Below are 15,039 nucleotides of genomic sequence, written 5' to 3' on the forward strand. Positions count from 1 at the left end.
CTCGTGAGCGAGGTGGCGGTCGTCGGCTTCGCGCAGGCGCCGAACGTGCGCCGCACACCCGGCACCACCAACGGCGTCGAGATGCTGGTGCCGGTGTTCCACCGGCTGCTCGCCGACACCGGCCTGACCAAGCAGGACATCGGGTTCTGGTGCTCGGGGTCGTCGGACTACCTGGCCGGGCGGGCGTTCTCGTTCATCGCGGCGGTCGACGCCATCGGCGCGTTCCCGCCGATCATGGAGTCGCACGTGGAGATGGACGCCGCGTGGGCGCTGTACGAGGCGTGGGTGAAGATCCGCACCGGCGAGGTCGAGACCGCCCTGGTGTACGGCTTCGGCAAGTCCTCGGCCGGCGAGCTGCGGCGGGTGCTGGCCATGCAGATGGACCCGTACCTGGTGACGCCCCTGTGGCCGGATTCCGTTGGCGTGGCCGGGCTTCAGGCCCGGCTGGGCATCGACGCCGGCCTGTGGACCGAGGCCGACATGGCCGAGGTGGCGGCGGCCAGCCGCCGGGCCGCACTGTCCAATCCGGACGCCCAGCTGGCCGGTGAGACCACGGCCGAGGAGCTGCTGAAACAGCCCTATCTGGCCGATCCCCTGCGAGCCCACGACTGTGCGCCGATCACCGACGGCGCGGCGGCGATCATCCTGGCCGCCGGCGACCGGGCCCGGGACCTGTGCGAGCGACCGGCGTGGATCTCCGGTTTCGAGCACCGCATCGACACTCCCCTGCTGGGCGCCCGGGATCTGACCACCTCGCCGTCGACCATCGCCGCGGCCAAGGCGGCCGGCGTGGACGGCGTGCAGGTGGCCGAGCTGCACGCGCCGTTCACCCACCAGGACATCCTGCTGCGCCAGGCTTTCGGGCTGGGTGAGGAGGTTCGGGTCAACCCGTCCGGCGGTGTGCTGGCCGGGCACCCGATGTTCGCCGCCGGCCTGATCCGCATCGGCGCGGCGGCCGGCGAGATCACCGCCGGTCGCGCCGACAGGGCACTGGCCCACGCCACCAGCGGGCCGTTGCTGCAACAGAATCTCGTCTGCGTGCTGGAGGGACGCTGATGGGCCAGCAACTCGCGGCCGTGATCGGAACCGGCCAGACGCACCACACCGCCAAGCGCCTGGACGTGTCCATGGCCGGCCTGTGCCGGGAGGCGATCGACCGGGCGATGGCCGACGCCGGGACCGACTGGGCCGACATCGACGCCGTGGTGCTGGGCAAGGCCCCGGACCTGTTCGAGGGCGTCATGATGCCCGAGCTGTTCCTGGCCGACGCGCTCGGCGCGACCGGGAAACCGTTGCTGCGCGTGCACACCGCCGGCTCCGTCGGCGGCTCCACCGGCAACGTGGCGGCCAGCCTCGTGCAGTCGGGCGTACACCGCCGCGTGCTGGCGGTGGCGTTCGAGAAGCAGTCCGAGTCCAACGCCATGTGGGCGCTGTCGGTCATGCCGCCGTTCCACATGCCGGTCGGCGCCGGTGCCGGCGGCTACTTCGCGCCGCATGTCCGGTCCTACATCCGGCGGTCCGGCGCGCCCAACCACATCGGCGCGATCGTCGCCGCCAAGGACCGGCGCAACGGCGCGCTGAATCCGTACGCACATCTCAAACAGGCCGACATCACGGTGGAATCGGTGCAGGCGTCGAAGATGCTGTGGGACCCGATCCGCTACGACGAGACCTGCCCGTCCTCCGACGGCGCGGCCGCGGTGGTGATCGCCGACGAGCAGACGGCCAAGGGCCGGCCGGCGGCGTGGATCCACGCCACGGCCATGCGGACCGAGCCGACCACGTTCGCCGGCCGCGACCAGGTCAGCCCGCAGGCCGGCAAGGACGCGGCGGCGGCGCTGTGGCGGCAGGCCGGCATCAAGGACCCGGTGTCCGAAGTGGACGTCGCCGAGATCTACGTGCCGTTCTCCTGGTTCGAGCCGATGTGGCTGGAGAACCTCGGGTTCACCGAGGAGGGCCAGGGCTGGAAGTTCACCGAGGCCGGCGAGACGGCGATCGGCGGCCGGCTGCCGGTGAACCCGTCCGGCGGCGTGCTGTCGTCCAACCCGATCGGCGCGTCCGGGCTGCTGCGCTACGCCGAGGCCGCGATGCAGGTGCTCGGCCGGGCCGGCGAGCACCAGGTGGACGGCGCCCGTGTCGCACTGGGCCACGCCTACGGCGGCGGCTCGCAGTACTTCTCGCTCTGGGTGGTCGGATCGGAAAGGCCGGGTGCGCGGTGAAGTTCACGCTTGCGGTGGCGATGAATCCGCTGGACCAGCTGGTGGAGCTGGCCCGGACGGCCGAGGAGTGCGGCTTCGCGTCCGTCGCGCTGCCGGATTCCCTGTTCTACTCGGAGAAGGTGTCCGCGGACTATCCGTACACACCGGACGGCTCACGGTTCTGGAACGCCGACACGCCGTGGGTGGACCCGCTGATCGCGGCCGCCGCGATGGGCACCGCCACCGAGCGGATCCGCTTCTACACACAGGTGCTCAAGCTCGGCTCCCGCAACCCCGTGCTGCTCGCGCGGCAGGTCGGCTCCGTCGCGGCGCTGACCGGCGACCGGTTCGGGCTCGGTGTCGGCCTCGGCTGGTCACCGGAGGAATTCGCCTGGTGCGGCACGGAGTACGCGCACCGCGGGCCGCGGTGCGACGAGATGATCGACGTCCTGAAGCTGATCCTCGGCGGCGGCATGGTCGAGTACCACGGCGAGTACTACGACTTCGACAAGCTGCAGATGAGCCCCGCGCCCCAGCGGCCGGTGCCGATCTACGTCGGCGGGCACACCGAGGCCGGCCTGCGCCGCGCCGCCCGCACGGGCGACGGCTGGACCTCCGCGATGATCAAGTTCGACGACCTGCGGCAGGTCATCGGCCGGCTCGGCGAGCTGCGCGCGGAGTACGGCCGCGCCGACGAGCCGTTCGAGATCCAGGCCGTGTGCATCGACAAGTTCGGCGTCGACGGCTACCGGGACCTGTTCGAGGCCGGCGTCACCGACGTGATCGTGATGCCGTGGATGAACTACGGCATCGGTTTCGACGGCGAGCTGGCCGCGAAGCAGGACGCGGTGCGGCGCTTCACCCACGACGTGATCGAGCAGGTGACGGCGTGATCGACTGGCGGGCGTCGAAGGTCGAGCACCCGGCGCGGCTGGCCTCCTGGCGGTCCATGGAGGCGGTGGTGGCCGGGGCCAAGGAGAAGTGGATCTCCCTGTTCGCCCCGGACGGCTCGGTCGAGGACCCGGTGGGTCCGTCGCCGTTCGACCCCGAGGGCGTCGGCCACCACGGCCACGAGGCCATCGGGGCCTTCTGGGACAAGGCCATCGCCCTGGCCGAGGGCTTCGACTTCACCATGACCGACTCGTTCGCCAACGGCCTGGAGTGCGCCAACGTCGGCACCATCACCATCCACCTGCCCGGCGGCAACCTGATGGACACCGACGGGGTGTTCGTCTACCGGATCAACGAGGACGGCCTGATCCGGTCGGTCCGGGCGCACTGGGAGATGGAACGCGCGATGGGCACCCTACGCGCCAAGTGAGGGCAGCCCCAGGACCCGGGTCGCCCACGGTAGCGCGGCTTCCAGCTGTGTGCGCTGGACGCCGCGCACCCCCGGCCCACCGGGCACCGGCGGCAGTCCGGCCCGGCAAGCGAAGAAGCCGGCGACGACCGCGACCATTTCCGGCTGGAATGTCCCGACCTGCTCCGGCTGCGGTCCACCCTCGGACACCATGCTGGGCATCAGGAACGTCCTGTCCACCTCGGGGTTGGCGAGGCACGCGTGGTTCCAGTCGACGAACAGCGTCCGGTCGCCGTCGAAGCACAGGTTGTCGCTGCGGACGTCGAAGTGAATCACCCGATCGCCCTTGAGCGGTGCGGATTCCGCCGCCGCCAGCAGCACCGGCAACGCCCGGTCCAGCCACGCCGACGTGCACATTCCCAACGACAGGAACGGTTCCGGATCCTCAGCGACCTCGCGCCAGCCGCCGCCGACTCCGTCGAACTCCAGCGCGGCCAAGCCGTCCGGGACCGGCTGCTCGGCGATCTCGGTGATCGTGTCCAGCACCCTGCGCACCCGGTCCACCGACCACGGCGGCGGCCACACCGCACGGGACAGGTCCTCCAGCACGAGGATCGGCCCCACATCGCCGTCGTCGTCCCAGCCGACCAACCTGGGCAGGAAGGATCCGCGCAGCCGGCGGTAGTTCGTGTGTTCGCGGCGGATTGCGCCGGCCGTGTACTCGTTCACGCCCTGCTTGGCGAACACCGCTGTGCCGTCGGACAGTTCCACGATCATCCGCCGCGCCGGCGTGTAGCCACCGCCGGTGAACGGCGTCACGCGGACGACCGGCGTACCGATCGCCCGCGTGAGCCTCTGCGTCAACACACATCCAGATTACCGAGGCGCGACACCGATTTTCGTGGCGACGGCGGTTCGCACGGAGGTGAACTCGACGACGGTTCCGGCGGGTACGCCCTGCCATGCCTCGGTGCCGGCGGCGAGGGTGGTCGACCGGTTGCCGATGTAGCTGCCGGAGTCGGGGTCGATGACGATCTCCTGGCGGAGGGTGCCGTCCACAGCGCCGAGGGCCACGCCCCGCTGACCGTCCAGGTTGGCCGCATTGTCGGTGACGTCCAGGCCGGGCATCAACATCAGCGCACGGTACACAGTGGACCGAACCTCCCGAGAGGCGTCGCCCGAGGACAGCACGCCGGCGGCCATCTTCAGCATGTCGCCCTTGCCGCCCTGCTTGTTGTCCGCCCGCAGCCGGTCGTACAGCTTGGCCGGATCGGTCGGCAGCTCGGCGATGAACCGAGGCGTCGGCTCGTACCAGTTGCCGATCCGCTGGTCGCACGGCTTGCCGTCGTCGGGCGAACCGCCCAGGGTGGGTATCTGGTGTCCGTCCCAGTCTGCGCACGGCCCTTGTCGCTCGGTCGGCTTGCCCGGCTCGAGGATCCAGCCGTCGCCCTCGGCCTTGGCCAGCTCGTCGTTGCCGACGATCCACGTGTGCCGGCCGCTGTCCTGGGACCGCATCAGCCACACGTCCGACCGGTTGGCCGGAATCCACAGGTCGCTGACGTTCTCCTGCATGACGTCCAGGTACTTGCCCGACTTCGTCTGCACGGCGTCGAGTCCCCAGCTGTGGATGGACAGGTAGAAGTACTGTCCCGGCCCCACCGTCACCTCCGCCGAGCCGCTGGACGCCTGCTCGAGGCGCTGCACTGCCGCCGCACTGGCCTGCGGTGCCGGTCCGCCGGAGAGAAAGGTGGCCGACACGCCGGTGGCCACCGCGACCGACGCGGCGGCGGCCAGCCACCAGGCCCGGCCGCTGCGTCGACGGGGTTCCGCCGACGCGGCACGGATCGCCGCCAGCGCCCGGGCCCGCGCCTCCGGGCTGAACGCCGGCCCCGCTGGCTGGTCGGCCAGGGCCTGGTCGAGCTCGCTGTCAGTCCACATCATCGCTACCCCCAAGATCAATCTGCGGCGCGGCCTCGCGGAGGTGGCGGCGCACGCGGTGCAGGCGGGACCGCACGGTGCCGGCCGGGATGCCCAGCGCCTCCGCGATCTCGTTGGAGTCCATGCCGGCCCAGCTGGTCAGCAGCAGCACATCGCGGTCGGCGTCGTCCAGCTCGGCGATGGCCGCGGTCAGTTGGCGGGCGCGCAGCTGCGCGTCGACCTGCTCGACGACGCGGTTCTCGTGGCTCTCGGCGCGGGCGGCGTCAGCCAAGCGGGCCGTGGCCGCGGTCTCACGTTTGCGTCGGCGCAGGTGGTTGCGGGCAAGGTTGTTGGCGATCCCGAACAGCCAGGCGCGGACCGAGGCCCGCGCCGGGTCGAAGCCGTCCCGACCCTTCAGGGCCGCGACGAACGTGTCGGCGACCAGGTCGTCGGCCACGCCGCCGACGAGTCTGCCCAGGTAGCGGTGCAGATCATCGGCATGCGCCTCGAACAGCTGCTCGAAATCCGCGAGGTGGCCCGGTGGCGCCGCCTCGTCGGTTGCTGTCATCACATCTCTACTTGGTCGCGGCCCGCACTCGTGTTCACGACCCAGTAAAGACGCCTGAGTGGCTTACTTGGCCACCAGGGTCAAGTAAGCCACTCAGGTTGCGAGGGAAGATCAGGTGTAGGCGACCGGGAAGTGCTTGATGCCGTTGAGCCAGCCCGAGCGCAGGCGCTCCGGCTCGGCCAGCTTGTGGATGTCGGGCATCCGGTCGGCGATGGCGTTGAAGATCAGCTCGATCTCCAGCCGGGCCAGGTTGGCGCCGAGGCAGTAGTGCGTGCCGCTGCCGCCGAAGCCGAGGTGGGGGTTGGGGTCGCGGCCGATGTCGAACGTGTGCGGGTCGTCGAAGACCTCGGGGTCGAAGTTGGCCGAGCTGTAGTACATGCCGACCCGCTGCCCCTCCTTGACCGCCACGCCGCCGATCTCCACGTCCTGGGTGGCGGTGCGCTGGAAGGCGACCACCGGCGTGGCCCAGCGCACGATCTCGTCGGCGGCGGTGGCGGTGCGCTCGGCCTTGAACCGCTCCCACTGCTCGGGGTGGTCCAGGAACGCGGCCATGCCGTGGGTGATGGCGTTGCGGGTGGTCTCGTTGCCGGCGACGGCCAGCAGCAGCACGAAGAAGCCGAACTGGTCGGAGCCCAGCGCCTCGCCGTCCACGTCGGCCTGCACCAGCTTGGTGACGATGTCGTCCATCGGGCAGGCCCGGCGCTGCTCGGCCATGTTCCAGGCGTAGCCGATCAGCTCGACGCTGGCCGCCTCCGGCTCGATGTCGTACTCGGGGTCGTCGTAGGAGATCATCTGGTTGGACCAGTCGAAGATCTTGCGCCGGTCCTCCTGCGGCACGCCGAGCAGTTCGGCGATGGCCTGCAGCGGCAGCTCGCAGGCGACCTCGGTGACGAAGTCGCCGGTGCCGCGGGCCAGGGCCTCGTCGACGATGCGCTCGGCCCGCTCGCGCAGTGCGTCGCGCAGCGAGTTGATCGACTTGGGGGTGAAGCCGCGGGACACGATGCCCCGGACCTTGGTGTGCTGCGGCGGATCCTGGTTGAGCATGATCAGCCTGATCATGTCCATACGCTCCGCGGTCATCTCGTGACCGAAGCGGACGATCGCGCCGTTGGCTGACGAGGAGAACACGTCGCTGCGTTTGGATATCTCGCGCACGTCGGCGTGCCGGGTGACGACCCAGAAGCCGCCGTCCTGGAAGCCGGCGCAGCCGTCGGGTTGGGCGTTCCACCACACCGGCGCGGTCCTGCGCAGCTCGGCGAAGTGCTCGTGGGGCACGCCGTTGGCGTAGATGTCGGGATCGGTGAAGTCGTAGCCTTCGGGTACCACGTTGCCTCCAGGCACTTCGTCGTGCTGGAACGGGTTCTACCAAGTTCCTAGCATACAGCGTTAACTAACGGAACCCCGCTGCTCAAATGACCATTGCGACGAACGAGAACCTGTTCTAGTTTTGAGGGCATGGGCACCCCGGTGATCGTGGCGGCGGCGCGGACGCCGATCGGCAGGCGCGGCGGCTGGCTGGCCGGCCTGCACGCGGCCGAGCTGCTGGGCGCGGCGCAGCAGGCCGTCGTCGAGCGGTCCGGCGTCGATCCGGCGTTGGTGGAACAGGTGATCGGCGGCTGCGTCACCCAGGCCGGCGAGCAGTCCAACAACATCACCCGAACGGCCTGGCTGCACGCCGGCCTGCCGCAAGGCGCGGGTTGCACCACGGTGGACTGCCAGTGCGGCTCGGCCCAGCAGTCCACGCACCTGATCGCCGGCCTGATCGCCATCGGGGCGATCGACGTCGGCATCGCCTGCGGCGTGGAGGCGATGAGCCGAGTTCCCTTGCGCAGCAACGTGGGCACCGACGCCGGGATGCCACGACCGGAGTCGTGGGACATCGACCTGCCCAACCAGTACCTGGCCGCCGAGCGGATCGCCCAGCGCCGGGGCATCACCCGTGAGGACACCGACCGGTTCGGGCTGCGCTCCCAGGAACTGGCCCGCGCCGCCTGGGACGCCGGCCGGTTCCGGGACGAGGTCGTGCCGGTGAAGGGCGTCGACATCGATCAAGGCCTGCGTGAGACGAGCATGGAAGCGTTGGCGCGCTTGAAGCCCGTGCTGGAGGACGGCCTGCACACCGCCGGCACCTCCTCGCAGATTTCCGACGGCGCCAGCGCGGTGTTGTTGGTTTCTCTCGAGAAGGCCAAGGAGTTGGGGCTCACGCCGCGGGCGCGGATCGTCTCGCAGTGCCTGGTCGGCGCGGAGCCCTACTACCACCTGGACGGCCCGGTCGCCGCCACCAGTCGGGTGTTGGAGCGCAGCGGCATGAAGATCGACGACCTCGACTTGTTCGAGGTCAACGAGGCCTTCGCCTCGGTGGTGCTGTCCTGGCAGGCGGTGCACCGGCCGGATCCGGCCAAGGTCAACGTCAACGGCGGGGCGATCGCGCTGGGCCACCCGGTCGGCAGCACCGGCACCCGGCTGATCACCACCGCGCTGCACGAGCTGGAGCGCCGGGACGCCTCGACCGCGCTGATCTCGATGTGCGCCGGCGGCGCGCTGGCCACCGGCAGCATCCTGGAACGGATCTGACATCCGCCGTTCGCCCGCCGGACCACCGGACGCCATCTTGTCCGACCATGTTGGGACTTGTGCAGACAAGTCTTGGAGTTTCCGCCGAGTGGCTGCGGGACAACTGCCGGTGCGCCGAGTGCCGGGACGCGGTGAGCGGCCAGAAGCTGTTCGACCTGGCCGACTCCCCCGCCATCGCCGAGATCGCCGAGTCCGCGGCCGAGGTGACCGTGGTGTTCGCCGACGGCCACCGCTCGGTCTTCGACCGGGCCTGGCTGGCTGCGCCCGCGCCGCTGGGCCACCGTGACGAGTCGTCCAAGGACCTGTGGACCCGCACCGACGTGGTGTCGGCGTCCTGGCTGGCGTACCTGGATGACGACGCCGAACGCCTGCGCTGTCTGGATTCCGTGCTGCGCAACGGTTTTGTCCTGCTCAGAGGCGTGCCCACCCGACCGGGCGCGGTGCTGGAGGTCGCCGAGACGTTCGGGTTCGTGCGCGAGACCAACTACGGCCGCCTGTTCGACGTGCACGTGGTCGACTCCCCCAACAACCTGGCCTTCACCAGCAAGCCGATCACGCCGCACACCGACAACCCGTACCGGGATCCGGTGCCGACGCTCCAGTTGTTGCACTGCCTGGAGAACGCCGCCGCCGGCGGGGAGACGACCCTCGTCGACGGCTTCGCCGTGGCCGCCCGGCTGCGCGCCGAAGACCCGGAGGCCTTCGCCGTGCTGACGCAGACTCCGGTCACCTTCTCCTTCGCCGACGCCACCACCTTCCTGTCGGCGTTCCGGCCGATCATCGACGTCGACCCGGCCGGCCGGATCCGCGAGGTGCGGATCAACAACCGGTCGATGCAGCCCGGCCGTGAGCACGGGCCCGAGTTCTACCGGGCGTACCGGGCCTTCCGGGCGCTGCTGACCGAGTCCCAGGCGGCGTTCCGGCTGGAGCCCGGCGACTGCCTGCTGTTCGACAACACCCGGATCCTGCACGCCCGCACCGGTTTCGAGACCAGCGGCTCCAGGCACCTCCAGGGCTGCTACGCCGACATCGACGCCCTGGCCAGCTCCGCCGCCGTCCTCCGGCGGACGCCAGTCGCCGAGCTGGCCGCCATGTTCACCGGCCCCGGCGCGGCGGCGTACCTCGGCGAGCCGGTGACCCAGGCCCAGCACATGCTCCTTGCCGGCGCGGCGGCGCTGCACGCCCAGGCACCCGATCACCTTGTCGCAGCGGCATTGCTGCACGACATCGGGCATCTGGTCGCCGACGAGCAGCACCACGACACCGCCGGGGCGCGGTTCCTGGCCCGCTGGTTCCCGCCAGCCGTCACCGAACCCGTGCGCCTGCACGTCGCCGCCAAGCGCTATCTCTGCGCCACCGAACCCGGCTACTTCGAGTCCCTGTCCCAAGCCTCCGTGCGCACGCTGGGTTTTCAGGGCGGGCCAATGTCCGAAGTGGAGGCTGCGGAGTTCGCCGCCGGCCCCTACGCGGAAGACGCCGTCACGGTGCGGCGGTGGGACGAGGCCGCCAAGGATCCCGAAGCCACCGTGCCCGGGTTTTCCCTTTTTGCCCCGCTGCTGGAGCGCCTCGTCCGCCCCTGACACCCCCGCGAGTCCCGCTCTGGGGCAACTGAATGTCGAGTTCCGAAACCGGTAGTTCAGCTGTCTGAGAGCGGGACTCGCGGGGGTTCAGCGGGGGGAGGGGAGGCGGGACAGGGCCTTGCCGCTGGCGGAGTTGCGGACGGTGAAGGCCACCGCGTCGCCGACGTACCGATCATCGGACCATTCCAGGAGCACGCCGTTGGGGTCCGCGGTGCGTCGGCGTTCGCGCAGCAGCGGCGTCCGGGGCCGGATCTCCAGCAGCCGGGCGTCCTCGGAGGTCGCGGCGACCGCGTCGATCTGATGCTCGGCGTCGGCGAAGATCACCCCCAGGTCCTCCAGCCGCTCGGTGATCGACACGACGTCCAGGTCCATGCCGGCGACCATGGCCCCGACCGGCTCCCGGTAGGCGGTGCGCTCGATCATCACCGGCCGGCCGGACAGGTAGCGCACCCGGGTCAGGTGGTAGACCCGGCTGCCCGCCGGCACCTCCAGGTGCGCGCACTCGTCCTCGCTGGCCGCGCGCAGCTCCATGCGCTCTACCCGGCCGGCCGGTTCCTCGCCGATCGCCTTGGCCCAGCGGGAGAAGCTGACCAGCTCGTTGAACGTCTGCAGCCGCGGCCCGCCGAGCACGACGCGCCGCGCGCCCTGCCGGGACGAGATCACGCCGTCGGCGACCAGCGCGGCGAAGGCCTGCCGGATCGTCCCGCGCGAGGCGCCGTAGCGGGCGGCCAGCTCCGATTCGGACGGAAGTCGGGCTCCCGCCTGGTACGCACCGGAAACGATGGCTGCCTTGATGTCCTCGGCCACTCGGCGGTAGAGCGTGGTCCCCATGCCCTGCACCGTAACCCGCAACCGGTCGGTCACCCGCCGTGAGGGCAACCCGACATCCACCGTTCACCTTCGTGTCCGACCATGTTCCGACTTATCTAGCCAAGTCGTCAGTTCGGTGAACAAGTCTGCCGCCAGTCCTTCCCCGTACTCCCCTGGAGTCCCCGTGAACAGAAGCCGTACCGCCCTCGCGGCCGGTCTGCTGGCCGTCGTCGCGCTGGCCGCCACCGCATGCGGCTCCTCGTCGAGCGCCGGCAGCAGCGGCGGCGACACCAAGGCCGCCACCGCCAAGAGCGCCGCCGACCTCGGCGGCATGGACGCCCTGATCGCCGCGGCCAAGGCCGAGGGCACGCTCAACCTGATCACGCTGCCGCGCACCTGGGCCGGCTACGGCGACCTGATGGACAACTTCACCAAGAAGTACGGCATCAAGATCACCGACGCCAACCCGGACGGCAGCAGCCAAGACGAGATCAACGCGGTCAAGCAGCTCAAGGGCCAGGACCGCGCGCCGGACGCGCTCGACCTGGGCTCCTCGTTCGCGCTGTCGGCGGCCAGCGCCAACCTGCTGGCCCCGTACCAGGTCGCGTCGTGGAAGGACATCCCGGAGTCGCAGAAGGACGCCCAGGGCCGCTGGTACAACGACTACGGCGGCTACATCTCCATCGGCTACGACGCCAAGCAGGTGACCACGCCGCCGACCTCGTTCGCCGACCTGGCCAAGCCGGAGTACAAGGGCAAGGTGGCGCTCAACGGCGACCCGACCAAGGCCGGCGCGGCCTTCGCCGGCGTGTTCGCCGCCTCGCTGGCCAAGGGCGGCAACGCCGACAACATCCAGCCGGGCATCGACTTCTTCGGCGAGCTGAAGAAGTCCGGCAACTTCATCCCGGTCGGCGCCACCCAGGCCACCATCCAGTCCGGCCAGACGCCGATCACCATCGACTGGGACTACCTGCAGGTCTCGGCGGCCAACACGCTCAAGGGCAAGGTGGACTGGAAGGTCGTCGTGCCCAAGGACGGCCTGTACGCCAACTACTACAACCAGGCCATCAGCGCCACCGCCCCGCACCCGGCCGCGGCCCGGCTGTGGGAGGAGTACCTGTACTCGGCCGAGGGCCAGAACGGCTTCCTGAAGGGCTGGGCCCGTCCGGTCGAGCTGGCCGCGATGCAGGCCGCCGGCACCGTCGACAAGACCGAGCTGGCCGCGCTGCCGCAGGTGGACGGCAACTCGCCGTTCCCGACCGAGGCGCAGCTGGACGCGGCGAAGAAGGTCATCGCCGACAGCTGGGCGAAGACCGTTGGCTGACATCAAGTCCCGGAACCGGCAGCGGCTCGACATCCTCGGGCTGCTGCCGTTTCTGGCCTATGTCGCGGTGTTCCTGGGCGTGCCAACGGTCTCGGTCGTCGTCGGCGCGTTCCAGGACGACTCCGGCGGCTGGACGCTGAGCAACATCGGCGCCGCCGTCGGCGACCCGTATCTGCACGCTTTTGTGGTCAGCACGGAGGTCTCCGCGCTGACGGCGGCGATCGGCGCGGTGGTCGGGCTGGCCATCGCCTTCGCGGTGAGCGCGTCCCCGCCCGGCGGCGTGCTGCGCCAGGTGGTGTCCACGGCCTCCGGCGTGCTGGCCTACTTCGCCGGTGTGCCGCTGGCCTTCGCGTTCATTGCGGCCATCGGCAGCCAGGGCCTGGTCACCAAGTGGCTGGGGTCGCTGGGCCTGGACATCTCCGGCTTCAGCCTGTTCGGCTTCGCCGGGATCACGGTGGTGTACCTGTACTTCCAGATCCCGCTGATGGTGCTGGTGATCTTCCCGGCGCTGGAGGGCCTGCGCCCGCAGTGGCAGGAGGCGGCCAGCAACCTGGGCGCGAGCCGCTGGCAGTACTGGCGGCTGGTCGGCGGCCCGCTGCTGCTGCCGCCGTTCCTGGGCGCGCTGATGCTGTTGTTCGCCAACGCCTTCGCCGCCTACGCCACGGCTGCCGCGCTGACCAACGGCATCATCCCGCTGGTGCCGATCCAGATCGCCGCGGTGATGTCCGGCAACGTGGCCGTGGGGCAGGAGAACCTGGGCAACGCCCTGGGGCTCGGCATGATCCTCATCGTCGGCCTGGCGCTGGCCGGCTACGCCCTGATGCAGCGTCGGACGTCGAGGTGGTTGCGATGACCGCAGTTGTCGACCTCACCACCGCGCCGCGGACCGCGACCCGCCGCAGGCTCGGCAAGGGTCGCATCGCCGCGTGGCTGGTGCTGATCATCGCCGCGCTGTACTTCCTCGTCCCCATCGCGGCGTCGGTGGAGTTCAGCCTGCGCGGCGTGCACGACACCCATGACCTGTCCACCTGGGAGAACCTGTTCGGGCAGCCCGGCTTCCTGGACAACCTGGTCACCTCGCTGGAGCTGGCCGCCGGCACGGTGGTGATCACACTGGTGCTGATGGTGCCGACCACGGCGTGGGTGCACCTGCGGCTGCCGAAGCTCCGCCGGCTGATCGAGGCGATCTGCGTGCTGCCGCTGGTGATCCCGGCGGTGGTGCTGGCCAACGGCGTGCTGGTGGCGTTCCGCGGCGGGCCGAGCTGGATCACCGGCACCCCGGTGATCCTGGCGCTGGAGTACGTGGTGCTGGCCCTGCCGTTCACGTATCGCACGCTGGACGCCGGCCTGTCGGCGATTCCGCTGACCACGCTGGTGGAGGCCGGCCGCAACCTCGGCGCGAGCTGGCTGACCGTGCTGCTGCGGGTGGTGGTGCCGAACCTGCGCACCGCCATCCTGAACGCGTCCATCCTGAGCGCGGCGATGGTGCTGGGCGAGTTCACCATCGCCAACCTGCTGCTGATGAACACCCTGCCGGTCTGGACGGTCCAGGCCGGCCAGCAGGACGGCGAGGTCGCCACCGCGGCCTCGATGCTGATCCTCATCGTCACCTGGGCCCTGTTGTTGCTGATGTCCGTGTTCGGGCAGCGTGGCGCCCGCCGCACCGGGAGGTCGTCGTGACCGTGACACTCGATCCCAGCACCGAGGCCGGGCCGGGCAGCCCAAAGCCCGGCAGCCCGGTCCGGCTGGCCGGCCTGCGCCGCGGCTACGGCCAGGTGGTCGCGCTGGACGGCCTCGACCTGGACATCGCCCCCGGCGAGCTGGTCAGCCTGCTCGGCCCGTCCGGCTGCGGCAAGACCACCGCGCTGCGCATCGTGGCCGGGCTGGAGCACAGCGACGCCGGCGCGGTTTTCGTGGACGGCAAGGACATCACCAAGATCCCGGCCAACAAGCGGGACATGGCCATGGTGTTCCAGTCCTACAGCCTGTTCCCCAACCTGACCGCCGGCGAGAACGTGGCGTTCGGGCTGCGGCTGCGCGGCGTGAACCCGGCGCAGCGCCGCAAGCGGGCCGGCGAGCTGCTGGAACTCGTTGGCCTGAACCAGCATTTCGACCGCTACGCCACCCAGATGTCCGGCGGCCAGCAGCAGCGGGTCGCACTGGCCCGGGCCCTGGCCATCGAGCCCAAGGTGCTGCTGCTGGACGAGCCGCTGTCCGCTCTGGACGCCAAGGTCCGGGTCCAGCTGCGGGACGAGATCCGTGGCCTGCAACAGCGTCTGGGCATCACCACCCTGTTCGTCACGCACGACCAGGAGGAGGCCCTGAGCATGTCCGACCGGGTCGCGGTGATGAACGCCGGCCGGTTGGAGCAGTGCGCCAGTCCCGACGAGGTCTACAGCCGCCCGGCCACTCCGTTCGTGGCCGCCTTCGTCGGCGCGATGAACCGCATCAGCGGCATCGCCTCCGGCGCGGAGATCGAGGTGCTGGGCCAGCGCCTGGTCGTCACCCAGGCCCCGGAGGTTCCCGCCGGCGCCAAGGTGACCGCCCTGGTGCGGCCCGAGTCCGTGCTGCTCACCCCGGCTGCCGCCGGCAACGTCCGGGTGGCGCGCAGCAGCTTCCGCGGCCCGGTGACCCGGGTGACCGTGGAGCTGGCCGACGGCACCGAGGTGGACAGCGACCTGCCCAGCTCCGCCGCCGTGGACCTGCGCCCAGGCACGCTGGCCGACATCCGGTTCGCGCCGGAGCCGGTGATGGTCATCCAGTAGCGA

At 70.5% G+C, this 15,039-nt stretch carries 15 protein-coding genes; 10 read left to right on the forward strand and 5 right to left on the reverse strand.

Annotated features, from left to right (window positions below; translation table 11 throughout):
• Positions 1 to 3 precede the first annotated feature (3 nt).
• The 4 genes from JJ691_RS20630 to JJ691_RS20645 are packed head-to-tail and all read left to right on the forward strand — an operon-like array spanning position 4 to position 3,519.
• Positions 4 to 1,056 carry a thiolase domain-containing protein gene (locus tag JJ691_RS20630; protein ID WP_211770362.1) on the forward strand — a complete coding sequence of 351 codons (1,053 nt, stop codon included), beginning with the start codon at positions 4 to 6 and terminating at the stop codon, positions 1,054 to 1,056.
• Positions 1,056 to 2,219, forward strand: coding sequence for a thiolase domain-containing protein (locus JJ691_RS20635; protein WP_211770363.1), 1,164 nt, complete (start codon positions 1,056 to 1,058; stop codon positions 2,217 to 2,219). Before JJ691_RS20630 ends, JJ691_RS20635 begins: the two co-directional genes overlap by 1 nt.
• The gene (locus JJ691_RS20640) at positions 2,216 to 3,091 is read left to right on the forward strand and encodes a TIGR03619 family F420-dependent LLM class oxidoreductase (protein ID WP_211770364.1); all 876 of its coding nucleotides are present in this window, start codon (positions 2,216 to 2,218) and stop codon (positions 3,089 to 3,091) included. The genes JJ691_RS20635 and JJ691_RS20640 overlap by 4 nt, the downstream gene beginning before the upstream one ends.
• A gap of 56 nt (positions 3,092 to 3,147) precedes the next feature.
• Positions 3,148 to 3,519, forward strand: a complete 372-nt coding sequence (locus JJ691_RS20645; RefSeq protein ID WP_211771612.1) for a nuclear transport factor 2 family protein — start codon at positions 3,148 to 3,150, stop codon at positions 3,517 to 3,519.
• On the opposite strand, the gene JJ691_RS20650 is transcribed toward JJ691_RS20645, so the two are convergent.
• The 4 genes from JJ691_RS20650 to JJ691_RS20665 all read right to left on the reverse strand — a co-directional run bounded on the left by JJ691_RS20650 (position 3,505) and on the right by JJ691_RS20665 (position 7,309).
• Positions 3,505 to 4,365 carry a phosphotransferase family protein gene (locus JJ691_RS20650; protein WP_211770365.1) on the reverse strand — a complete coding sequence of 287 codons (861 nt, stop codon included), beginning with the start codon at positions 4,363 to 4,365 and terminating at the stop codon, positions 3,505 to 3,507. The genes JJ691_RS20645 and JJ691_RS20650 overlap by 15 nt on opposite strands.
• Before the next feature lie 9 nt (positions 4,366 to 4,374).
• Positions 4,375 to 5,439, reverse strand: coding sequence for a CU044_5270 family protein (locus tag JJ691_RS20655; protein ID WP_211770366.1), 1,065 nt, complete (start codon positions 5,437 to 5,439; stop codon positions 4,375 to 4,377).
• Positions 5,426 to 5,983 (reverse strand): RNA polymerase sigma factor, encoded by a 558-nt coding sequence (locus tag JJ691_RS20660; RefSeq protein ID WP_211770367.1) that lies wholly within the window; start codon positions 5,981 to 5,983, stop codon positions 5,426 to 5,428. Before JJ691_RS20660 ends, JJ691_RS20655 begins: the two co-directional genes overlap by 14 nt.
• Positions 5,984 to 6,094: 111 nt before the next feature.
• Positions 6,095 to 7,309, reverse strand: a complete 1,215-nt coding sequence (locus JJ691_RS20665) for a cytochrome P450 (protein WP_305875026.1) — start codon at positions 7,307 to 7,309, stop codon at positions 6,095 to 6,097.
• A gap of 129 nt (positions 7,310 to 7,438) precedes the next feature.
• Between JJ691_RS20665 and JJ691_RS20670 the strand changes: the two genes are divergently transcribed.
• Both JJ691_RS20670 and JJ691_RS20675 read left to right on the forward strand, forming a co-directional pair.
• Positions 7,439 to 8,557 (forward strand): steroid 3-ketoacyl-CoA thiolase, encoded by a 1,119-nt coding sequence (locus JJ691_RS20670; protein WP_211770369.1) that lies wholly within the window; start codon positions 7,439 to 7,441, stop codon positions 8,555 to 8,557.
• A gap of 59 nt (positions 8,558 to 8,616) precedes the next feature.
• The gene (locus tag JJ691_RS20675) at positions 8,617 to 10,137 is read left to right on the forward strand and encodes a TauD/TfdA family dioxygenase (protein WP_211770370.1); all 1,521 of its coding nucleotides are present in this window, start codon (positions 8,617 to 8,619) and stop codon (positions 10,135 to 10,137) included.
• 87 nt (positions 10,138 to 10,224) lie between these two features.
• On the opposite strand, the gene JJ691_RS20680 is transcribed toward JJ691_RS20675, so the two are convergent.
• The gene (locus JJ691_RS20680) at positions 10,225 to 10,968 is read right to left on the reverse strand and encodes a GntR family transcriptional regulator (RefSeq protein WP_211770371.1); all 744 of its coding nucleotides are present in this window, start codon (positions 10,966 to 10,968) and stop codon (positions 10,225 to 10,227) included.
• Between the two features lie 163 nt (positions 10,969 to 11,131).
• On the opposite strand from JJ691_RS20680, the gene JJ691_RS20685 reads away from it, so the two are divergent.
• Genes JJ691_RS20685 through JJ691_RS20700 form a run of 4 tightly spaced genes read left to right on the forward strand, consistent with a single transcriptional unit; the run spans position 11,132 to position 15,036 of the window.
• On the forward strand, positions 11,132 to 12,271 hold the full coding sequence (locus JJ691_RS20685) for an ABC transporter substrate-binding protein (RefSeq protein ID WP_249228072.1): 1,140 nt from the start codon (positions 11,132 to 11,134) through the stop codon (positions 12,269 to 12,271).
• A complete protein-coding gene (locus tag JJ691_RS20690; RefSeq protein ID WP_249228073.1) occupies positions 12,264 to 13,124 on the forward strand; it encodes an ABC transporter permease in 861 nt (286 codons plus the stop codon). The genes JJ691_RS20685 and JJ691_RS20690 overlap by 8 nt, the downstream gene beginning before the upstream one ends.
• The gene (locus JJ691_RS20695) at positions 13,121 to 13,951 is read left to right on the forward strand and encodes an ABC transporter permease (protein WP_211770373.1); all 831 of its coding nucleotides are present in this window, start codon (positions 13,121 to 13,123) and stop codon (positions 13,949 to 13,951) included. Before JJ691_RS20690 ends, JJ691_RS20695 begins: the two co-directional genes overlap by 4 nt.
• Positions 13,948 to 15,036, forward strand: a complete 1,089-nt coding sequence (locus JJ691_RS20700) for an ABC transporter ATP-binding protein (RefSeq protein ID WP_249228074.1) — start codon at positions 13,948 to 13,950, stop codon at positions 15,034 to 15,036. The genes JJ691_RS20695 and JJ691_RS20700 overlap by 4 nt, the downstream gene beginning before the upstream one ends.
• Positions 15,037 to 15,039 lie beyond the last annotated feature (3 nt).

This window comes from Kutzneria sp. CA-103260 (assembly GCF_018263855.1).
In the GTDB taxonomy this organism is placed as follows: domain Bacteria; phylum Actinomycetota; class Actinomycetes; order Mycobacteriales; family Pseudonocardiaceae; genus Kutzneria.